Annotated in this window: 24 protein-coding genes and 1 tRNA gene; 11 read left to right on the top strand and 14 right to left on the bottom strand. The window is 55.3% G+C overall.

The genetic code is table 11. The annotated features are described in order from the left end of the window. Positions 1-64 precede the first annotated feature (64 nt). Together ACFPM8_RS20955 and ACFPM8_RS20960 are read right to left on the bottom strand one after the other, a co-directional pair. On the bottom strand, positions 65-334 hold the full coding sequence (locus ACFPM8_RS20955; protein ID WP_379000645.1) for a PP0621 family protein: 270 nt from the start codon (positions 332-334) through the stop codon (positions 65-67). Then, entirely contained in the window at positions 331-1,140 is an 810-nt protein-coding gene (locus ACFPM8_RS20960) for a cytochrome C assembly family protein (protein ID WP_379000647.1), read from the bottom strand. The genes ACFPM8_RS20955 and ACFPM8_RS20960 overlap by 4 nt, the downstream gene beginning before the upstream one ends. 268 nt (positions 1,141-1,408) lie before the next feature. Between ACFPM8_RS20960 and ffh the strand changes: the two genes are divergently transcribed. Further along, positions 1,409-2,776, top strand: coding sequence for a signal recognition particle protein (gene ffh / locus ACFPM8_RS20965; RefSeq protein ID WP_379000649.1), 1,368 nt, complete (start codon positions 1,409-1,411; stop codon positions 2,774-2,776). A gap of 276 nt (positions 2,777-3,052) precedes the next feature. Then, the gene (locus ACFPM8_RS20970) at positions 3,053-3,418 is read left to right on the top strand and encodes an SWIB/MDM2 domain-containing protein (protein ID WP_379000650.1); all 366 of its coding nucleotides are present in this window, start codon (positions 3,053-3,055) and stop codon (positions 3,416-3,418) included. Between the two features lie 136 nt (positions 3,419-3,554). On the opposite strand, the gene ACFPM8_RS20975 is transcribed toward ACFPM8_RS20970, so the two are convergent. Then, a complete protein-coding gene (locus tag ACFPM8_RS20975) occupies positions 3,555-4,193 on the bottom strand; it encodes a lytic transglycosylase domain-containing protein (protein ID WP_379000652.1) in 639 nt (212 codons plus the stop codon). 77 nt (positions 4,194-4,270) lie between these two features. Further along, positions 4,271-6,010, bottom strand: a complete 1,740-nt coding sequence (locus ACFPM8_RS20980) for a proline--tRNA ligase (RefSeq protein WP_379000654.1) — start codon at positions 6,008-6,010, stop codon at positions 4,271-4,273. 201 nt (positions 6,011-6,211) lie between these two features. Here ACFPM8_RS20980 and ACFPM8_RS20985 point away from each other — a divergent pair, with 201 nt between their 5' ends. Then, on the top strand, positions 6,212-6,781 hold the full coding sequence (locus ACFPM8_RS20985; RefSeq protein ID WP_379000656.1) for an RNA pyrophosphohydrolase: 570 nt from the start codon (positions 6,212-6,214) through the stop codon (positions 6,779-6,781). 8 nt (positions 6,782-6,789) lie between these two features. Beyond that, on the top strand, positions 6,790-7,368 hold the full coding sequence (locus ACFPM8_RS20990) for a CNP1-like family protein (protein ID WP_379000658.1): 579 nt from the start codon (positions 6,790-6,792) through the stop codon (positions 7,366-7,368). 51 nt (positions 7,369-7,419) lie between these two features. Here ACFPM8_RS20990 and proB read toward each other — a convergent pair whose 3' ends face one another. The 4 genes from proB to rplU all read right to left on the bottom strand — a co-directional run bounded on the left by proB (position 7,420) and on the right by rplU (position 10,546). Then, the gene (gene proB / locus ACFPM8_RS20995; protein WP_379000660.1) at positions 7,420-8,538 is read right to left on the bottom strand and encodes a glutamate 5-kinase; all 1,119 of its coding nucleotides are present in this window, start codon (positions 8,536-8,538) and stop codon (positions 7,420-7,422) included. 117 nt (positions 8,539-8,655) lie between these two features. Beyond that, complete coding sequence (gene obgE, locus ACFPM8_RS21000) at positions 8,656-9,765, bottom strand: GTPase ObgE (protein ID WP_379000662.1); 1,110 nt, start codon at positions 9,763-9,765, stop codon at positions 8,656-8,658. Between the two features lie 160 nt (positions 9,766-9,925). Beyond that, positions 9,926-10,183 (bottom strand): 50S ribosomal protein L27, encoded by a 258-nt coding sequence (rpmA, locus tag ACFPM8_RS21005; protein WP_379000663.1) that lies wholly within the window; start codon positions 10,181-10,183, stop codon positions 9,926-9,928. A 51-nt stretch (positions 10,184-10,234) separates the two neighbouring features. After that, on the bottom strand, positions 10,235-10,546 hold the full coding sequence (gene rplU, locus ACFPM8_RS21010; protein ID WP_379000665.1) for a 50S ribosomal protein L21: 312 nt from the start codon (positions 10,544-10,546) through the stop codon (positions 10,235-10,237). A gap of 258 nt (positions 10,547-10,804) precedes the next feature. On the opposite strand from rplU, the gene grxD reads away from it, so the two are divergent. Together grxD and ACFPM8_RS21020 are read left to right on the top strand one after the other, a co-directional pair. Next, a complete protein-coding gene (grxD, locus tag ACFPM8_RS21015; RefSeq protein WP_379000667.1) occupies positions 10,805-11,116 on the top strand; it encodes a Grx4 family monothiol glutaredoxin in 312 nt (103 codons plus the stop codon). An 8-nt stretch (positions 11,117-11,124) separates the two neighbouring features. Then, the gene (locus ACFPM8_RS21020) at positions 11,125-11,742 is read left to right on the top strand and encodes a UbiX family flavin prenyltransferase (protein ID WP_379000669.1); all 618 of its coding nucleotides are present in this window, start codon (positions 11,125-11,127) and stop codon (positions 11,740-11,742) included. A 25-nt stretch (positions 11,743-11,767) separates the two neighbouring features. Here ACFPM8_RS21020 and ACFPM8_RS21025 read toward each other — a convergent pair whose 3' ends face one another. The 6 genes from ACFPM8_RS21025 to ACFPM8_RS21050 all read right to left on the bottom strand — a co-directional run bounded on the left by ACFPM8_RS21025 (position 11,768) and on the right by ACFPM8_RS21050 (position 17,426). After that, complete coding sequence (locus tag ACFPM8_RS21025; protein WP_379000671.1) at positions 11,768-13,621, bottom strand: M61 family metallopeptidase; 1,854 nt, start codon at positions 13,619-13,621, stop codon at positions 11,768-11,770. A 1-nt stretch (position 13,622) separates the two neighbouring features. Further along, the gene (locus ACFPM8_RS21030; RefSeq protein WP_379000673.1) at positions 13,623-14,129 is read right to left on the bottom strand and encodes a DUF3429 domain-containing protein; all 507 of its coding nucleotides are present in this window, start codon (positions 14,127-14,129) and stop codon (positions 13,623-13,625) included. A gap of 49 nt (positions 14,130-14,178) precedes the next feature. Continuing rightward, the gene (locus tag ACFPM8_RS21035) at positions 14,179-14,772 is read right to left on the bottom strand and encodes a nucleotidyltransferase family protein (protein WP_379000675.1); all 594 of its coding nucleotides are present in this window, start codon (positions 14,770-14,772) and stop codon (positions 14,179-14,181) included. A gap of 38 nt (positions 14,773-14,810) precedes the next feature. Further along, positions 14,811-15,269, bottom strand: coding sequence for a (2Fe-2S)-binding protein (locus tag ACFPM8_RS21040; RefSeq protein WP_379000677.1), 459 nt, complete (start codon positions 15,267-15,269; stop codon positions 14,811-14,813). Positions 15,270-15,482: 213 nt separating this feature from the next. Next, positions 15,483-16,205, bottom strand: coding sequence for a DsbC family protein (locus tag ACFPM8_RS21045; RefSeq protein WP_379000679.1), 723 nt, complete (start codon positions 16,203-16,205; stop codon positions 15,483-15,485). 12 nt (positions 16,206-16,217) lie between these two features. Next, on the bottom strand, positions 16,218-17,426 hold the full coding sequence (locus ACFPM8_RS21050; RefSeq protein WP_379000680.1) for an FAD-dependent monooxygenase: 1,209 nt from the start codon (positions 17,424-17,426) through the stop codon (positions 16,218-16,220). A gap of 140 nt (positions 17,427-17,566) precedes the next feature. On the opposite strand from ACFPM8_RS21050, the gene ACFPM8_RS21055 reads away from it, so the two are divergent. The 5 genes from ACFPM8_RS21055 to ACFPM8_RS21075 all read left to right on the top strand — a co-directional run bounded on the left by ACFPM8_RS21055 (position 17,567) and on the right by ACFPM8_RS21075 (position 20,995). Then, a tRNA-Phe gene (locus ACFPM8_RS21055) sits at positions 17,567-17,642 on the top strand. Between the two features lie 248 nt (positions 17,643-17,890). Then, entirely contained in the window at positions 17,891-18,643 is a 753-nt protein-coding gene (minC, locus tag ACFPM8_RS21060) for a septum site-determining protein MinC (protein WP_379000682.1), read from the top strand. 39 nt (positions 18,644-18,682) lie between these two features. After that, complete coding sequence (gene minD / locus ACFPM8_RS21065) at positions 18,683-19,498, top strand: septum site-determining protein MinD (RefSeq protein WP_379000684.1); 816 nt, start codon at positions 18,683-18,685, stop codon at positions 19,496-19,498. 1 nt (position 19,499) lies between these two features. Beyond that, positions 19,500-19,763, top strand: coding sequence for a cell division topological specificity factor MinE (gene minE / locus ACFPM8_RS21070; protein WP_379000686.1), 264 nt, complete (start codon positions 19,500-19,502; stop codon positions 19,761-19,763). A gap of 542 nt (positions 19,764-20,305) precedes the next feature. Continuing rightward, complete coding sequence (locus tag ACFPM8_RS21075; protein WP_379000688.1) at positions 20,306-20,995, top strand: response regulator transcription factor; 690 nt, start codon at positions 20,306-20,308, stop codon at positions 20,993-20,995. The last annotated feature ends 9 nt before the right edge of the window (positions 20,996-21,004 follow it).

The following is a 21,004-nucleotide window of genomic DNA, read 5'->3' on the forward strand; positions in this document are numbered from 1 at the left end:
CGCAAGACCTTGCCCGCCGACCAAACAATCTGGTCACGCATCGCATTGTTGGCCGAACAGGACTTCAAGAAGAATGCAGGCGACGATGTTCGATTCCGCAAAAAACGGTGCCGGAGGAATCAATAACGGCCTCGGATGCCGGGAAGTGAATACCGCAATGCGCACAAGCCACCATTGCTTCGGCCAGCGGCGGTTCGGTTGGCGCTGAAGACGCCGCACGATTGGAAAATGATGGATTGCCTGACGAGGCATGATCGCGGCCGATGTTTCTTGTTAAGCGCTGGAACCAGACGATCACGGCCAACACGATCACGATCAAAATGACAAATTTCATACCAATACCCGATGCAACACAACTTCAAGCACGAAACGACTCCCCACGTATGCCAGGAACAAAATGGCAAAGCCGGTCAAAGTAAAACCAAGCGCGGTCCGACCGCGCCATCCCTGCCATTTGCGACCAGCCAGCAGCAGGCCAAATAGAGCCCATGACAACATGGTGAAGATGGTCTTGTGATCCCATCTAAATGCCTTGCCAAACAGCTCTTCGGAGAACACTACACCCGACAGCACCGTCAGGGTCAGCAAGATGAACCCGAACGCGATTAACCGAAATAACAATTTCTCCATCGTCAACAACGCCGGCAACCGATCTAGCGCAACGCCAAACCAGCCGCCTTTGGCACCGCCCGGCCGCGTATGCAACCGCGATTCCTGCAGCACCATCAGCACCGCATGAAACGCGGCGATGGTCAGCGTGCTGTAAGCAAGGATGGAAATCACGATATGCCATAAGAAGACCGGAGACTTGCCAATCAACGGCACCATATTCCCCGGGAACACGGCAGGCAGCAGCGCGGCCACAGCCGCCATCGGCAACACCAATATCCGCAGACCATCGAGCGGGTAGTTACGATTTTCCAGCCAGTAGGCAGCCACCGAGACCCACAATGTCGCCGACAGCATCATCGAAAACCCTACTCGCAGCTCCTGCGGTCCGACGACATCGGCCCACAACACGCCGCCATGCAGCAGCCACGCGACCGCAACGGAAATCGAAATAGTCTGGCGCCGACTCGATGGCAATATGGCACAAGCTATATAGAGTAGCGCCGCCAGAATGAAAAGATATGTTTGCATCTTGTAAGTTTACAACATGTGGCGCTGCTGCGGCGCGACGTCGACAATGAATACCGCCTCGTTTGCACATCCGGACACAGCCCCGAGATCGGCCGAGCTCGTCAAATCCTGGCGCAGGTTTTTAGAGCCAGGCCCAAGCATGCGGCGAATTTCCTTCGGCATCAGGTAAAATGTCTGATTACATGCGGCGTCGTGATTGCCTTTAGTACAACTTGGAATCACTAGTTTGCATTGACCTATTGCACCTCTTCTGGAAACGCTGTCACCCATGCTCGACAATCTTACCCAACGCCTCGCCAAAGTCGTCAAAACCATGCGCGGCGAAGCGCGCCTTACCGAAACCAACACCGCCGACATGCTACGCGAGGTGCGCCTGGCCTTGCTGGAAGCCGACGTCGCGCTGCCGGCGGTGCGAGAATTTATCGCCAACGTCAAGCAAAAGGCGCTCGGCGAAGAAGTTATTGCCTCGTTGACACCCGGCCAGGCCTTGGTCGGCGTGGTGCAACGTGAGCTGGCGTCGTTGATGGGTGCGGATCTCGGCCCTGAAGCGTCGCAACTGAATTTTGCAACGCAACCGCCGGCAATCATCCTGATGGCCGGCTTGCAAGGTGCCGGCAAAACCACCACCGTCGGCAAACTCGCCAAGTATCTGCGCGAACAAAAGAAGAAAAAAGTGCTGACGGTCTCCGCTGACGTCTATCGACCGGCCGCGATCGGCCAGTTGCAAACCGTGACGGCACAGGTCGGCGCCGATTTTTTCCCGACCCAGCCCACCGACAAGCCGGTCGACATCGCCCTGGCCGCGCTGGATTACGCCAAGCGTCACTATCACGATGTCCTGATCATCGACACCGCAGGCCGCCTTGGCATTGACGAAGCGATGATGCAGGAAATCAGCGCCGTTCACGCCGCCGTGAAGCCGATTGAGACCTTGTTCGTGGTCGACGCGATGCTCGGTCAGGATGCCATTAACACTGCAAAAGCCTTCAACGAAGCACTGCCGCTGACCGGCATCGTATTAACCAAGCTGGACGGCGACGCGCGCGGCGGTGCCGCCCTGTCGGTGCGACACATCACTGGCAAGCCGATCAAATTTGCCGGTGTCGCTGAAAAACTGGACGGTCTCGAAGCCTTCGATCCAACCCGGATGGCGAACCGCATCCTCGGCATGGGCGACATCCTGGCGCTAGTCGAAGAGGCCCAAAAAGGTGTCGATGTCGCCGCGGCCAAAGATCTGGCAGAAAAAATCAAGGGCGGCGGCAAATTCGACCTGAACGATTTCAAGGCGCAACTTGGTCAAATGAAGAAAATGGGCGGCCTGTCCAACTTGATGGACAAATTGCCTGCGCAATTCCAGCAAGCGGCAGGCGGCGCCAACATGGACCAAGCCGAAAAACAAGTGCGCCGGATGGAAGGCATCATCAACTCGATGACCGCGCAAGAACGCGCCAAACCTGATTTGATCAAGGCATCGCGCAAACGCCGCATCGCCACTGGCGCCGGGGTGCAGGTACAGGAAGTCAACCGGATGCTGTCGCAATTCGACCAAATGCAGTCAATGATGAAAAAACTCAAAGGCGGCGGCATGATGAAAATGATGCGCAGCATGAAAGGCATGATGCCTGGCATGCGCTAATTGAAAATGCCTGTCGCAAGCTCCGGCGACAGCTCTCCAGAAAGTCTTGCAAGTCATTGACTTGCAAGACTTTCCGGCCAGTGCAGCAACATCAATCCTGCGCGCACCGCGGATCGGCGCCAATCCCGCATCTCCTATAGCAACATCGCACTATTTAGTTCCGTATCAAATCCCGCATAAACTGACAAAAAACACTTGCATCGTCGGGAAAACCGCACCACTATTAGCGATGCGTGATTGACGCATTTTCTATTATTCCGTAAAGGAGGCTCAAAGATGGCCACAGTCAAAAAACCAGCAGCGACCAAAGCAGCTCCGGTCAAAGCAGCAGCTAAACCTGCCGTAAAAAAAGCCGCCCCAGTCAAAGCTGAAGCAGCACCAAAAACAGCGCGCAAACCTAACGCAGCGTTCATGAAACCATTGACCCCATCTGCGGTTCTGGCTGCCGTGGTCGGCGCAGCTCCGTTGCCACGCACTGAAGTCACCAAGAAGGTCTGGGAATACATCAAGAAGCACGAGCTGCAAAACCCAGAGAACAAGCGCAATATCGACGCAGATGAAAAATTGAAAGCTGTCTTTGGCGGCAAAAAACAAGTATCGATGTTTGAAATGACCAAACTCATTTCTGATCACTTGAAATAATGCTTGGGGCTTAGCTGCTCAACAGCGCTCTGAGTGCCAAACAAAAACGCCCGCATCGCGCGGGCGTTTTTGTTTTTATCGCATTGGATCGTCGATCCCAGTGCAGCATCCAGATATCACTTTGGCGGCCGTACTGTTATTGGGTAGAAGAAGCAGCATGAATTGGCGTTTCATCTGCGTACTCCCAATGCTTCCATGCGGCCAATACCGCATTCGGATATTCAGGGCGTCCGCGACTGCCGTTATATCGGCCCAGGGTCAGGTAAAGATTGCCTTTTTCCATATCCAGATACATGCGCAAAATCGAACACCCGTAGCGCAAATTGGTCTGCATATTGAATAATTTGCTGCGATCGGCATCGCCAATCACGCGGGTCCAGAATGGCATTACCTGCATGTAGCCATGGGCGCTGACGCTCGACAAGGCGTATTTACGAAATGCCGATTCCACCTGGATCAAGCCGAGCACCATTGCTGGATCAAGGCCGGCGCGCTTCGATTCATACCAGGTGGTTTCCAGGAATTCGATGCGCATCTGAGCATCGGGCAATTTCTTTTTCAGACGCTCGGACATCTCGCCCAGCCAGTACAAATACTTGATGCGTTGATCGATGTCGGAGAATTGCGGCTTCGGCGGACGAGCGTCATGGATCGCACGCGACAATGCCAAACGTACCGAATCCGCCAGCTCCTCTTCCTTCTGGTTGCCGGCATACGCCGAACCACCGGCCAGCAACAGTACTAACAGCAAGCAAAATCGGACCGTCTGACGCAATCGAAACTCCTCAAGATCAAGTTATTCATTTTTTGAGGAGTATACAAAAAAACAGGCGGATTGCCGCCTTGTTTTTCTCAAGATGCCAAGCGGGCCTTGATAAACGTCGCCATTTCAGCCAGCGGCACGGTGGTCGCTTCTGTATCGCGTCGTCCTTGGTATTCAAGCTGACCTTCTTTCAAACCGCGGTCGCCGATCACGATGCGATGCGGCACGCCGATCAACTCCCAGTCGGCGAACATCGCGCCCGGGCGCTCGCCCCGGTCATCCAGAATCACATCCACTCCGGCCGCCAGTAGTGCATCGTACAACTTGTCGGTCTCGGCTTTGACGGCCTCGCTGCGGTCGTATCCCATTGGGCACAGGACCACTTCAAACGGGGCAATCGAAGTCGGCCAGATAATGCCCTTGTCATCGAAATTCTGCTCAATTGCTGCGCCCAGAATCCGCGTAATGCCGATCCCGTAGCATCCCATTTGCAGCAACTGCGGCTTACCGTTCTCATCCAGAAAGGTCGCGTTCATCGCTTCCGAATATGCGGTGCCGAGCTGGAACACGTGACCAACTTCGATCCCGCGCTGGATCGCCAACACGCCCTTGCCGTCTGGCGATGGATCGCCCTCGACCACGTTGCGTATGTCTGCCACCAGAGGCTCCGGCACATCGCGGCCCCAGTTGACGCCGGTATAGTGAAAATCAAGTTCGTTGGCGCCGCATACAAAATCATGCATGTTGGCGACAGTGGCGTCGACTACCACTTTGACCGGCTTCTTGGGATTGACCGGCCCCAGATAGCCAGGCAGCGTACCGAACCACTCGACGATCTCTTGTTCTGTCGCGAAGCGATAACCAGCCAGGCCAGGTACTTTGCTGACCTTGATTTCATTCAGCTCATGATCGCCACGCAACATCAGCAGCCAGACGTCCTTGCTGGCAGCTTCGGTATCGCTGCCCTCTTTCTCGACGGTCAGCACAATCGACTTGACGGTTTGCGTCAACGGCAGCTGCAGGAACTCTGCAACCGCTTCGCATTTTGCTTTGCCCGGCGTCGCGGTCTTGGTCAGCGCCTGAGTTGCAGCACCACGCGCGGCGCTCAATGGCAAAGCCTCCGCGGCTTCCATATTCGCTGCGTAATCCGAACTTGGGCAATACACGATCGCATCTTCGCCGGTGGCAGCGATGACGTGAAATTCATGCGATCCGGTCCCGCCGATGGCACCATTGTCGGCCGCCACCGGACGGAATTGCAGGCCAAAGCGATTGAAGATACGGATGTACGCGTCGTACATGATCTGATAAGACTGTTTCAGCCCGTCCAGATCGCGGTCGAAAGAATACGCATCCTTCATCGTGAATTCGCGGCCGCGCATCAAGCCAAAGCGTGGCCGGCGCTCGTCGCGGAATTTGGTTTGGATATGATAAAAATTCACCGGCAGCTTGCGATAGGAGCGCAACTCACCGCGGGCGATGTCGGTAATCACCTCCTCCGACGTCGGCTGAATGATGAAGTCGCGACCATGACGATCCTTGACCCGCATCAGTTCGGCACCGTACTTTTGCCAGCGTCCGGTTTCTTGCCACAGCTCCGCCGGCTGCACCACAGGCATCAGCAATTCCACCGCGCCCGAACGGTTCATCTCTTCGCGCACGATATTCTCGACTTTGCGGATCACGCGCAGGCCCATCGGCATGTAGGTATAAATACCTGAACCGAGTCGCTTGATCATGCCAGCTCGCATCATCAGTTTATGGCTGACGATTTCGGCGTCAGCTGGAGCTTCTTTAAGGGTAGAGACAAAAAAACGGGAGGCGCGCATAACGATGAATTCTTTTTAAAAAGAGAGAGTTATAATCAACTCAATTTTAAAGGATTAGCTGGCTGATGCGCCTACTCTTTGCACAATTGATTGATGTCCTTACCGGTATTGGTACTGGCTGAGACAGGTCGCGCGCTGATATGGCGCGTATCCGTATTGGCATGAGGATCGCCTGGCCGCAGAAAGTTTTGAGGTAACAACATGCTTGACCGTGAAGGCTTTCGCCCGAACGTCGGCATTATCTTGCTCAACCCCCAGAATGAAGTCTGGTGGGGCAAGCGCGTGCGCGAACACTCGTGGCAATTTCCACAAGGCGGTATCAAGTACGGTGAAACGCCGGAGCAGGCGATGTTTCGCGAACTCGAGGAAGAAATCGGGTTAAAAGCGGAGCATGTCAAGATCATCGGCCGTACCCGTGACTGGTTGCGCTATGAGGTGCCGGACCATTTCATTAAACGCGATGTACGCGGGCACTATCGCGGCCAAAAACAAATCTGGTTTTTACTACGCATGGTCGGACGCGATTGCGATGTCAATTTACGTCTTACCGAGCACCCCGAATTCGACGCATGGCGTTGGCACAATTACTGGGTGCCGCTGGACGTGGTGATCGAATTCAAGCGCGACGTCTACCAGCGGGCATTGCAAGAATTATCACGCTTCTTGACGCGCCCAATGCAAAGCACAACGCATCATGCCCGCCATCTACGTACAGGCCACGGGCCGCGTACGTCTGATCAACCAGCCGCGGCCGACACCGATAAAAAGTGAGCTTTTCAATGTTTTTTGCCCCTGCCTCACCCTCGCCCCCCAGAAAAACTGCGCTGCCGCCAATGAAACTGTCGCAACTGTTTACCGCCGGCCTCCTGTTACTGGCAATCAATGTCCCCGCCCATGCCGGCATTTTCGACGAAGATTTTGACGATGACGGGAAGTCATGGCAAGAAATCAAAAAAGATTTGCCGCCAGCGCCACAAGCGGCAAACCTGGTCCAGTTCTATGTCGGCCCGACAGCTAGCATGACTTTCACAATTGACGTCAATTCAATCTCCTCCGACACCGATGGCGTAGTGCGTTATACGCTGGTCAGCAAAAGTCAGGCCGGGGCAGAAAATATCAGCTACGAAGGCATTCGTTGCCAAACTTACGAAAAGAAGCTGTACGCATTTGGTCAAAAAGATGGCAGTTGGTCGCGTGCGCGCCTGAGTAACTGGCAGCCAATTACCGAGCTGGTGGCCAATCGCCAGCATGCGGCATTGGCAAAAGACTATCTTTGCCACGATGGCATGGCAGCGGGCAAGGTAGAAGAAATGCGAGCCAGAATTCGTGAAAATCGCCCCATCAAGCCGGGTAGCTAAGACGATATCCTCGAACGACATTCTGAATTTCAGGTGTCGTTCGGCATGGCTTTAGAGCAGAACCATATTATCCCGGTGAATCAACTCCGATTCCTCGACAAAGCCTAGAATTGCCTGAATTTCAGCAGATGGACGTCGCATGATGCGACGCGCTTCGGAGCTGGTGTAATTGCTGATGCCACGTGCAATTGCCCGCCCATCCACATCGGTACAGGTAATGACGTCGCCCCGGCCAAACTCCCCGGATACCGCAGTGACACCGATCGGCAGTAAGGATTTGCCCTCATTGGTCAGCTTTTGCACTGCACCGGAATCCAGCATTACCTTGCCAGCTGTTTTCAGATGATCGGCCATCCATTGCTTGCGGGCAGTAAGTTGCGCGGTTTGCGCGTTCAATTGGGTGCCGATTGCTTCGCCTGCGGCGAGCCGGGTCAAGACACCATCCTCTCGACCCCAGGCAATCACGGTATGAGCGCCCGAGGTAGCGGCACGCTTGGCCGCCAAAATCTTGGTAAGCATGCCGCCGCGACCGATACTGGTGCCGGCATCTCCCGCCATGACTTCCAATGCGGGGTCGCCAGCTTGCGCCACATGGACCAACTCGGCGTTGGGGTCCTTACGCGGATCGGCAGTGAATAAGCCCTTTTGATCTGTCAGGATAATCAGCGCGTCGCCTTCAATCAAATTGGCGACCAACGCACCCAATGTATCGTTATCACCGAATTTGATTTCATCGGTGACCACGGTATCGTTTTCATTGATTATCGGTATCACGCCAAAGCGTAGCAACGTAAACAAGGTCGAACGGGCGTTCAGATAACGCTCACGGTCAGCCAAGTCAGCATGCGTCAGCAATACCTGCGCAGTGCGCAAGTCGTGTGCGCGAAAACTGCTTTCGTAAATCTGGGCAAGCCCCATCTGACCGACGGCGGCGCAAGCCTGCAATTCATCAATACTGGTTGGGCGCTTGTCGAACCCAAGTCGTTGCATGCCCTCGGCAACCGCGCCAGAACTCACCAGCACCACCTCTTTGCCCATCGCACGCAACGCGGCGATCTGCGTTGCCCATTTGGCAATCGCAACCGTATCGAGCCCTTTGCCGTCATTGGTGACTAGCGAAGAACCCACTTTGACGATGAGACGCCGGGCTTTTTGAATGACCGAATTCATATTTTCATCAGTAGCTGCCACCGCCGCAGAAACTATTCAACAGATGTCGCCGGGCGAGAAATAAAAACCGATGCAAGCGGCGTTCCCCGCCAACGGCATCGGTCGATATGTGCTTCGTTAATCCAGGATCTTGAAGCGCGGATCGTCGGGATCAATCGACAAAATGGATTGTGCTTCTGCCACCATATGCGTCTCTTCCGAACGATGTTCCTGCTGGCGCTTTTCGGCCAGATAACCGTAAATCTCAGTCACCAGTTCGGGACAGCCATCATGGTTCAGTGCGGAAATCTCAAACACCGGGCCTTTCCAGCCAAAGCGCTTAATGAAATCCTTGACGCGCTTGACGCGCTCAGCTTCAGGAATCACGTCAATTTTATTCAAAACCAGCCAGCGCGGCTTATCGAACAGCGACTGATCGTATTTCTTCAGTTCCTTGACGATGGCCTTGGCTTCCTTGACCGGATCGACAGTGTCCTCAAATGGCGCCAAATCGACGATGTGTAGCAGCAGACCGGTACGCTGCAAGTGCTTAAGGAACTGGATACCGAGACCAGCACCCTCCGCCGCTCCTTCGATCAGGCCGGGAATATCGGCGATCACGAAGCTCTTTTCATGACTGACCCGCACCACGCCCAGGTTTGGATGCAATGTGGTAAACGGGTAATCGGCGATTTTCGGACGCGCGTTGGAAACCGCAGTGATAAAGGTCGACTTGCCGGCATTTGGCTGTCCCAGCAGACCGACATCGGCCAGCACCTTGAGCTCCAGTCGCAATTCGCGGCGCTCGCCTTCCTTGCCATCGCTCTTTTGGCGCGGCGCACGGTTGGTCGAGGATTTAAAATGGATGTTGCCCCAGCCGCCTTCACCGCCTTTGGCCAGCAACACTTCCTGACCGTGATCGGTCAGGTCGGCGATTGCCTCGCCAGTATTGACATCCACGATCAGCGTGCCAACCGGCATCCGCAGCTTGATATCGTCGGCGCCCTTGCCATAGCAATCCGAGCCGCGACCATTTTCGCCGCGACCGGCTCTGTGCATCTTGGAAAAACGATAATCGACCAGCGTGTTGATGTTGCGGTCGGCGACTGCCCAAATGCTGCCGCCTACGCCGCCATCACCACCGTCCGGGCCGCCGAACGGGCGGAATTTTTCACGACAAAAACTCGCAACCCCATTGCCGCCATCGCCGGCAATGACTTCGATTTTTGCTTCATCTATAAACTTCATTCGAAGGTCCTAATGAGGTTGGAGGTTAAATTCTGATTTGACAACTAAATTACCTACTATACCGACTCTCTTTTTAAGGCCGGAAAAATAAAAAGGCTCTACCTGCGGCAGAGCCTTTTACAGCAAGGCTTGCGCCTTACGTCGAAGCTAAAAGTAAAACTTACGCTGCTACGACGGTGACGTATTGACGCTGTTCAGCGCCTTTGGTCACGAATTGTACTTTGCCGTTAATCAGTGCGAACAGGGTGTGATCCTTGCCCATGCCGACATTTTCGCCTGGATGCGTCTTGGTGCCGCGTTGACGAACAATGATGCCGCCAGCGTTGATCGCCTGGCCACCGTAGACCTTGACGCCGAGTCGTTTCGACTCTGAATCACGGCCGTTGCGCGTAGTGCCGCCGCCTTTTTTATGTGCCATTTAAGACTCCTGGTAACTGGTTAGGTCTATCGACGCTATTAATTGTTGAAATTAAGCGTTGATCGAAACGATTTGAACTTCGGTGTAATTTTGGCGATGGCCTTGATGCTTCTGGTAATGCTTACGACGACGCATCTTGAAAATCTTGACCTTATCGTGACGACCTTGCGCCAATACCTTAACCGACACCGTAGCACCTTCGACCAGCGGTGCACCAAACTTAATGGTGTCACCAGCGCCAACTGCGAGCACTTGATCAATAGTGAGTTCGGTGCCAATGTCTGCAGGTATCTGTTCTATTTTAAGTTTTTCGCCGGCAACAACTTTATATTGTTTGCCACCGGTTTTTATGACCGCGTACATATGAAACCTCATCGAAATGATTGAAGACTATTAGAATTTTTTCTTCCCCATATCACCATAAAGTGCTGGGCGGAATCGGGAGAACCTGGGATTGTACATGCGTCGGACACTTTAGTCAAAACTCTTGACAAGCGCAAAATTTACCACACTTCCCCCAAGCAATACCTCGCACCTGCCGGCGGCCGCGGACGCCGCAGCAGCGCGACGGTCTTTTTCAACTATATAATGGCCGCATTCTGAACTTTTAAAGGTATTGCCATGAGCGATGTACAAGCGTGGATCAAGGAAACCGTGACCAACAACCCAGTGGTTTTGTTCATGAAAGGTACTGCGCAATTTCCACAATGCGGTTTTTCCGGCCGTGCTATTCAGCTGCTGAAAACCAGCGGTGTCGACAACATTGTTACCGTCAATGTGCTGGAAGACCCGGCCGTGCGTCAGGGCATCAAGGATTACTCGAACTGGCCAACCATCCCGCAGTTATATGTCAAAGGCGAATTCATCGGCGGCTCCGACATCATGAACGAGATGTTTGAATCCGGTGAACTGCAAGCTTTGCTGAAAGCCTGAGACCGCACGTGGTCGCACCCAGCCGCCATCCCGACGCCCCGCAGCTGCCGCGCCGCCTGATCATTGGCATCACCGGCGCTACCGGTGCGATTTATGGCGTGCGGCTGTTGCAACTGCTGCGCGAGATGCCCGGCATCGAAACGCATCTATTGATTTCCGATGCCGGGGTGCTGAACCTGCATCAGGAACTGGACATGCGACGCAAGCAGGTCGAGACGCTGGCGCATGTCGTACACAACGTGCGCGACGTCGGCGCGGCGATCGCCAGCGGTTCATTCCAGTCGGACGGCATGATCATCGCGCCATGCTCGATGAAAACCCTGGCGTCGGTGGCCAACGGCTTATCCGACAATCTGATCGCGCGCGCTGCCGATGTAGTCCTCAAAGAACGGCGGCGGCTGGTATTGATGGTGCGTGAAACGCCGTTCAATCTTGCGCATCTGCGCAATATGACCAGCGTTACCGAGATGGGCGGAATTATTTTCCCGCCGCTGCCCGGCTTCTACCATCGGCCGCAAAACATTAGCGAGATGATCGATCACACACTAGGCCGGGTGCTGGATCTGTTTGCGTTCCAGCATGCGCTAACACCGCGCTGGGCCGGCCTGAAGGCCGATCAGTCTTGATCGGCACCTCATTCCACTATAAAAATTAGCGGCCGCTACGTCCGGCCAACCACGCCGCCCGCATAGTCACCGCGGCAGCCGGTTTTTCCTCGGCATTGAAACCCAGCTGAGGGGCCGTATCGGCCAGCAATTTAACGCTGAAGGTCATCAACTCGTCGCGCCGGAACGCATGCACGGCGACACTGTCACCGACCCGATACCGCGCCAGAACCGATTCCAGATTGTTCGTCACGCGAATCCCATCAAGCGCCACCAACACATCGCCGGCAGACAGCCCGGCACGATGCGCAGCCCCACCTTCATACACGTTAGCCAATTTGCAGTCGTTGCCGCTAGTTGCGGTGCGCGCACCAAGCGCAGGCTTGCCCGCCTTGCGTCGGTCATTCAGCACGATACCGGTCGGCGCCAGCAATTTCGCCAATGGCAAATCATCGGTAGCGCGTACATAGCGGTCAAAGAATCGTTTCAGCTTGAGGCCGGTAACGGCATCGAACAAGGCCTCCACTGCGGCCTCGGTGACGCCGCGTCCGCTCTGCGCATTGTCGGCATAAAAGTCGCGGCCATATTTTTGCCATAGCGCGCGCATCACATCGTCCAGCGATTTGCGGCCCTTGGTTTCGGCACGAATGGTCAGATCCAGCGCCAACGCCACCAGCGACCCTTTGGTGTAATAGCTGACGATCGCATTCGGCGAATTTTCATCCTGGCGATAATATTTGACCCAGGCATCGAAGCTGGATTCGGCCACGCTTTGCTTGTGACGGCCGCTGCCGAGCAATACGCCATTAATCGTTTTCTCGACCAATTTGAAATATGCCGCTTGATCAATCAAGCCGCTGCGCAACAGCATCAGATCGTCGTAATAGCTGGTGAAGCCTTCGAACAGCCACAATAGCGGCGTGTAGTTTTCGACCTGCAAATCATATGGCGCGAAGGTCGCCGGCTTGATGCGCTTGACGTTCCAGGTATGAAAATATTCATGGCTGCAAAGGCCGAGGAAGGTGCGATAGCCATCGCTCATTTCCGGCTGCCCTTTCACCGGCAGATCGGCGCGCGCGCAAATCAACGCGGTCGAGGCGCGGTGCTCCAACCCGCCATAGCCGTCGCCGACCGCCAGCGTCAGAAATACATAGCGCTGCATCGGCGCACGCTTGGCGAACTTGCTGCCGGCCGGCTCGAAAAATGCAATCTGCGTTTCGCAAATCTTTTTCAGGTCGGCGCTCAAGCGCGGCAAATCCAGATTCGGCACGTTGCCGGTAATAGCGATCTCGTGCGGCACGCCATGCGCCTTGAAACTGGCCAGCTGGAAGGTGCCCATTTCGACCGGGTGATCGATCAGCTCGTCATAATTGGCCGCGACATAAGTGCCGAAGGCGCCGCGCTTGGCTTTCAAGGTCGGCAATGCCGTGGCGATCCGCCAGCCCTCATACGCGTCACCTTGCGGGCGCTGGATATCAACTTCGTGCGGCGCATTTTCCTGCCCCACTACGCGCAAAAACACACTGGTGCCATTGAAGAAGCCATGCGTCTGATCCAGATGCGCAGCGCGTACCGACAGATCCCACGCGTAGACCTGATAATGCAGCGTCAGCGGCCCGTCGCATGGTGCGGCCTGCCAGGAGTGCTTGTCGATTTTCTTCAGGGCGATTTTTCTGCCGTTCGATTCCGCGCGGATTTGCACAATATTGCGGGCGAACTCACGCATCATGTAACTGCCGGGGATCCAGGCCGGCAGCGCCACGATCTGTCCTACCGCAGCGGGTTCCGCCACGGTCAACGTGACAGCAAACAGGTGGGCGGCTGGATCCGCCGCGATGATGCTGTAAGACAGGCTGGCGCGGGCCGGCTTGACGACTACATTAGAAACGTTTTTCTTCATACTATCCTCGAACATTACCGGCAATCACAGTCAGCATCAGCGCGGCCACCGCCACACAGGTCAACCTGAAGCGCAACTCAATAAACCAGGCAGGCAAGCCGTACCATGGGAACAATCGCTTATCGAACTGATAAGCAGCAATAAAACCAAGCATCAACAAGGCAAACCCGAAGCCGCCAAACATGGTCGAAGACCAGGCAATAATGGTGGGTGCGATCCCCCAGATCAGCGCCTTCTTGGTGTGATCGGCAGACAGATCGGCACGCAACACGACCGCCCCCCAATGAATCCCGCCCAGGAACGACAGTGCCGCTATGCCATAGGCCAACTGGCCGCGAATAAAATCACCCAGCCAGGCGGTACTGACCAGCCAACAAGCCAAAGTCAGCAGCACGAACGGAATCAAGCCGGCATAGCCGAGCAAATGAATAAGACGTTTGTTTAGGAAATGTGGGTTCATCGGCAGGAAATAATATGCGCCCGGTGGCAACCCCAGCGGCGCCATCATGTTGCGCAAAAAAGCGATAGTGTAGCGGGATTGGAACAATCAAGCCTGCTTAGGAGCGCAATATATCGGCGGCTGTGTCGATATCTTGATGAATACCAGGATCCGGCACCGCCACCTCGCGCACTAGGCACGAGCGCAGCAAGCTGCGCGCCCCCTGGTCGCCCTGCAATTGCAGTAATTGCGGCAAATGCTGGCGGCTGAATGCGACCGGATTCCCGCGCCGCCCGCCGTACATTGGCACAGCAATGTCGGCGCCCTGCCGCAAGGCTGTCACCAGCGCCTGAACGGTGGCGGTTTGCACGTATGGCATATCGCCCAGCGCTATCACCCAGCCTGATGCGGTTTCTGTCTGTTGCAAGGCGCATACCAACGATGCCGCCATGCCGTCGTCCGCATTGTCACACTGGATCTGATCGTAGCCGGCGACTTGCGCCGCCAGCTCAGGCGCATCGGGCCGCAACACCACGCATATCGGCACTGCGGCTGCGAGATTGCCGGCCGCTCTCGCCAATACAGTCAGGCCACCGACATCATGCGGCAACTGCTGCAGCAGTTTGCTGCGAGCGCCGCTTGGATCGAAGCGACGACCGCGACCGGCTGCAAGCAGCACTCCGACTATTTGGCCTGCGTATTGTTTACTCATGGGGGAGGACTCGGCCGGTCGCCGGGAAAATAAGAGCGTCAGCTTAACGAGCTGGCAACGTCCTTGATCGCCGCCCGTATTCGCTGATAAGTACCGCAACGGCAAATGTTGCCGCTCATCGCCGCGTCGATATCGGCATCGGAAGGATGGCGCTTGGTTTTCAGCAGCGCGGTCGCGCTCATCACCTGACCGCTCTGACAATAGCCGCATTGCGGAACATCGTGGCGGATCCAGGCATCCTGCACTTGTTTGCCGATTGCATCGGCCTCGATCGCCTCGATTGTGGTCAGCGCCTGCCCCACCGCGACGGATACCGGCGTCACGCAGGAACGAATCGGCTCGCCATTCAAATGCACCGTGCACGCACCGCACAGCGCCACGCCACAACCGAATTTGGTGCCGGTCATTTGCAGCTGATCGCGCAAAGCCCACAGTATGGGCGTGGCTGGATCCAGTTCCAGATTGACATCGTGCCCATTAATATTGAGTGTGATCATGCTGGGGCCTGGAGCGGTTTAAGGAAGGTCAAAGTCGCAAATTGAGCGACTAGTGGACTGTAACAGTGGATTCGGGAGTGAAAGGCGCGTACCCGGCGTGCAGGGCAAGACGCACAGCACAGCGATAGTGGGCTATCGCGAGCATTTGCAACGCCGCCATGCGCGCCGGGTACGCGCCTTTCACTATCGAATCCATTGTTACAGTCCACTAGGTTATTGCAAGGAGGTGAATTTGGCCTCAAGCGTTTTGGCATCGACCCAACCCGGAGTGCGGGTGCCATCGGTGAAGATGATGGTCGGGGTACCGGTCACATTCAAGCGTCGGCCAAGCGCCATGACTTTTTCATTGGGCGATAGGCAGGCCGCAGGTGCTGCGGCAGGAGCCTTGCCATCCACCATCAGATCGGTCCAGGCTTTATTGCTATCGGCGCTACACCAGACGTTCCTGGATTTGACAGCCGAGTCTTCCGCCAAGATGTTGTACATGAAGGTATACACAGTGACGTTGTCGACTTCTTGCAAAGTCGTCTTATGGAGGCGCTTGCAATAGCCGCAATTGGGGTCTTCAAACACCGCAATCACGCGCTGGCCATTGCCTTTGACCTTCTTCACCGCCAAATCAAGCGGCAAATCGGAAAATTTGACTTTATTCAACGCGTCAATACGTTCCCGGGTGAAGTCGCGGCTGCTCTGGGCATCCATGATGCGGCCGATGAACACATACTTGGCACTGGCATCGGTGTAGAAAATATCGTTCCCGACGCGCACCTCGAACAGACCGGAATAGGGGGTCTTGGTCACCGCATCCACTTTGACGCCGTCGCCCAGTTGCGGCTCAATCTTCTTCTTTACTGCGGTTTCCTGCGGAGTTTCAGCGCCGGCAACCGTCAGCCATAGCCCAAACAGCATCGCCAGCATTATTTTTACTTTTTTCATCATTTTTCCCAGTTAATCTTTTTCCAGTGTGCGACCCAACGCATGGGTCATCAAGCGCCTCTTTAGGACCGGCAATTTGTCGAGCAAGTTCAACCCGACATTACGCACCATGCGCAACGGCTCGAAATCAACAGCAAATAGACGTTCCAGCCCATCCGTTGTCATTTGCATTAACAATGTTTCTTCTTTGCGCAAGCGCGCGTAACGCGCCAACACGCCGGCATCGCCGCAATCTCTATGCGTGCCGCGCTCGGCCAGCACCTTGATCAGCGCGGCCACATCAGCAAACCCCAGATTCATGCCTTGCCCTGCCAGTGGATGCACAACATGCGCAGCATCGCCGATCAATGCCACACTCGGCGCAACCAGCGCATGCGTGCGCAGCAACGATAACGGAAATGCCTGCGCGGCTTCCGGCTGCAGCGGGTGCAATTGGCCCAACTTATCTCCAACCAATGTCGACAGGCGCGCGGCCAGCTGCGACAACGGCTCATCTAATAGTGTCTGTGCCAGCGCATCCGGCGCCGACCAGACCAAGGACACACGCTTGCCGGGCAACGGCAGCAATGCGACGATCCCCTCGGTTTCGGTGAACCATTGATAGGCAACGCCGTGATGCAGCCGCTCGCATTCAAAATTGGCGACCACTGCACGCTGTTTATAAGAGCGGTAGTCAATCCCGATCTCACACTGACTGCGAACCCACGATTGCGCACCATCCGCGCCAATAATTAAAGCAGCGCCAAAGGTCTCGCCAGACTCCAGCTGCAATGACGCGCCGGCAGCGTCGACCTGCATTGTTTTTGCACGGCCGCTGACCACCCGCACATTCGATGCAAATCTCAGTGCCGCGTCCAGTGCCTGGTTGAGATTCCGGTCTTCGACGATCCAGGCCAAGGCCTCAACCCGCGCGCTATAAGCATCGAACATCAGATTGCCGGCGGCATCGGCAGTCCCGCCCTTCACGGTCATGCCTTCGACGGCCGCGATCCGCGCACTATCCAGTGCATCCCACACTTTGACCGTAGCCAGCAGATTACGCGCCACATGATTGAGCGCATACACGCGGGTATCCCAGGCATCCGACATGGCGAGCGGGGCCGGACCGGGCGCCGCGCCCAACAATGTCACCCGCAGTCCGATCTGCGCCAAACCAAGTGCCGCGACTTTTCCGATGGCGCCATTTCCGACGATACAAATATCGCTCTGATGTTTAGTCATCGATACCCCGTCAGCGCCCTTTGAAATTGATCCGATATCGTTCATGGCGACATTATAGCGATTGCAGTTCAAAGAATTTTAAAGAAGTTGCGTCAAAGGGGTTTGCGAATCGAAAATGTCTTGCTATAATTCCGCTCCTTGGCCTGGTAGCTCAGTCGGTAGAGCAGAGGATTGAAAATCCTTGTGTCGGTGGTTCGATTCCGCCCCGGGCCACCAAGAATCAAAAGGGCTTAGCTTCGGCTAAGCCCTTTTTTCGTTTGTGGCTGCAATTTATTACAGCTGCGCGCCCGATCATCAGAATAGCGCTCTCTAGTTTTTGCGATCGTGCCGGTATTTGGTAAGATCCACGGTTAAGGCATATTTTGGGTCGTATTTGACGAATCAATTGCGACCCCAACGTCCTATACTCGATCCATCGATCGCCTTCAACCGCTGTCTGACCTGCCTATTCACGACGCTGTTTTATGCTCAAAAACAAACTTCGCAACCCGATTGAAATAAAAATAGCAACTGTGGTCGCCGTTTCAGCCATTCTGCATGAATCCGATCCGGCGGCACTAGAAGCGGCCTTGCAGGAAATGACTGGCGGTGTCGCCGATTTCTTCGACAATGAATTTGCAGTCATCGATGTTGGCGCATTGGAGCCGGAACAGCGCAACATCGACTGGCTCAAACTGATGGCTCTGCTCAAGAAATTCCATCTGAATGCGGTTGCGGTGCGCAATGCGCCGACCGAGATGCAAGCCGATATCGTTGCCAGCGGCTTGAGCATCGAGCATGTCGGCGCGCCACGCCAGGAAACGGCCCAGCCGGCTCCGGCAACTCCGACAGCTCCCGCCGCCGCTGTCGCAGCCGCACCAACAGCCGCTGCCGGGAGCATGATCATCGACACGCCAATACGTGCCGGACAACGGATTTATGCGCGCGGCAGCGATCTCATCATCACCGCGATGGTCAACAACGGCGCCGAAATCATCGCCGACGGCAGCATCCATGTTTATGCTCCATTGCGCGGACGCGCGCTGGCCGGTGCCAGCGGCGATACGTCGGCACGCATTTTCGCCGCCAGCATGGAGCCGGAACTGGTATCGATCGCCGGTGTCTATCGCACCTTTGAAAACGGTTTTCCGCAGGAGCAGAAAGGTCGCCCGGCACAAATCCGCCTGAGCGGCGACCGGATTGACGTACTATCGCTCAACCCTGCATCCCGGTCTTAATCGAACTTAATATCTAGAATTTCCAACAAGGAGCTCTTCGTGGCAAAAATCATCGTTGTTACGTCTGGCAAGGGCGGCGTCGGCAAGACCACCTCCAGTGCCAGTTTTGCATCGGGCCTGGCCATGCGCGGCCACAAGACCGCAGTGCTCGACTTCGATGTCGGTTTGCGTAATCTCGATCTGATCATGGGCTGCGAGCGGCGCGTGGTATACGATTTGATCAATGTCGTGAACCAGGAAGCAACGCTGAACCAGGCGCTGATCAAAGACAAGCATTGCGACAATCTGTTCATTCTGCCGGCCTCGCAAACGCGCGACAAAGATGCATTGACTGAAGAAGGCGTTGAGAGAGTTCTCAACGACCTGAAGAGCATGGATTTTGAATACATCATTTGCGATTCACCGGCGGGCATCGAACGCGGCGCAGTGATGGCATTGACGTTTGCCGACGAAGCGATCGTCGTCACCAATCCGGAGGTATCTTCGGTGCGCGATTCGGATCGCATCCTCGGCATTATCCAGGCAAAGTCGCGGCGCGCCCAGAATGGCGGCGACCCGGTCAAGGAACATTTATTGATCACCCGCTACTCGCCGAAAAGAGTCGATGCCGGTGAAATGCTGTCGCACGGCGACGTCCAGGATATCCTGCGGATCCCGCTGATCGGCATCATTCCCGAGTCCGAATCCGTCTTGCACGCATCCAATCAAGGCAATCCGGCGATCCACATCAAGGGCAGCGATGTGGCGCTGGCCTATGAAGATGTGGTGTCGCGTTTCCTGGGCGAGGATGTCACGCTACGCTTTACCTCTTACGAAAAGCCTGGCTTCCTGTCCCGTATTTTTGGAGGAAAATAATATGGCCCTGCTCTCGTTCTTATTTAACAGCAAGCCGAAAACCGCCTCCGCCGCCAAGGAGCGCCTGCAAATCATCATCGCCCGTGAGCGCAATGGTCGCCAGGGGCATGATTTCCTGCCCGCGCTGCACAAGGAATTGATTCAGGTTATTTCGAAATACACCAAGGTGAATGCCGACGACATCACGATTTCCCTGGATCGCCAGGGAAATCTTGAAGTACTGGACGTCAACGTGGTGTTGCCTGATGCCGAAGTCGGCGTTTAAAAAACCACGCGAAACCAAGCTGAACCAGATGGAACGAAGCGCATTCCAGTGCGACGTTCCAGCGTTTAATCGACGCCAGCAACACCCGCCCCCCCCCCCCGCCGCCTGAAGAACTTGCTTCAAAAATGAAGGGTACCTCGAAAACCGTAGCGAGCAGCCCAAGGTCGAGGCGACGAAGTTGCAACACCTGCAGCTGTACGGAGGTACAGCGAGCATCACAGCCTCGAGATTGGGCTGCGCAGTAGGTTTTTCGAGGTGCCCTAAAGTTCTGTCGATCCCGCTATACACTACAGGGCGGCGACCACGTATTTTTCCCAGCTCACTGACAGCGCCAGGCAAAACTTGCCCGGAACATCGTAGAATCGTCTCCCCCGCAAATCCGCTTGTTTTCTCGAAATCGGTGTCGGCAGTAAAAATATTTAGAAAAAGGTAAAATATTTATTTGTAGCAACATGGTAATAAGATTAATATATCTTATGATCTTGCAATCACCATAGAATTTGCATTTCCTATCCACGGTGCTCACATAACATAGTCAAAACATGAGAATTGCTGTCCTTGATGACGATCCCAGCCAAACCGATCTAGTTTGCCAGGTGCTCACATCCAGCGGTCATACTTGCCACCCGTTTCAAAGCGGCAAAGACCTGCTGAACCAGTTGCGCAGGGAAAGCTACGACATGCTGGTTCTAGACTGGCAGGTTCCGGATTTCAGCGGCCCGGAAGTCTTGCGCTGGGTGCGGGAAAAGCTCGCTAAAGCAATCCCGGTATTGTTCATCACCAGCCGTTCCGGCGAAGACGATATTGTTGAAGGCCTGGCGGCCGGCGCCGACGACTACATGATCAAACCGATCCGGCGCAGCGAGCTGGTGGCGCGCGTGCAAGCGCTGCTGCGGCGCGCATATCCGATTCAAAGTGCGAGCGAGCAAATTGTATTCAGCGATTATTTATTCGAAACGCGCTCCAGCCGATTGACGTTCGCGGGCAAGCAGATTGAGCTGACACAGAAGGAGTTCGATCTGGCCTTGTTATTTTTCCGCAATCTTGGCCGCCCTCTGTCGCGCGCCTACATTCTTGAAGCGGTCTGGGCGCGCGACATCGATATCCCCTCCCGCACCATGGACACCCACGTGTCGCGAGTACGCAGTAAGTTACAATTGCGCCCGGAAAACGGGTTTCGACTCGCCCCCGTTTATAGCTACGGTTATCGCTTGGAACAACTATCAGGATAAAGCGCGGGC

It is taken from the genome of Paraherbaspirillum soli (assembly GCF_042654985.1).
Taxonomy (GTDB): Bacteria; Pseudomonadota; Gammaproteobacteria; order Burkholderiales; family Burkholderiaceae_D; genus Paraherbaspirillum; species Paraherbaspirillum soli.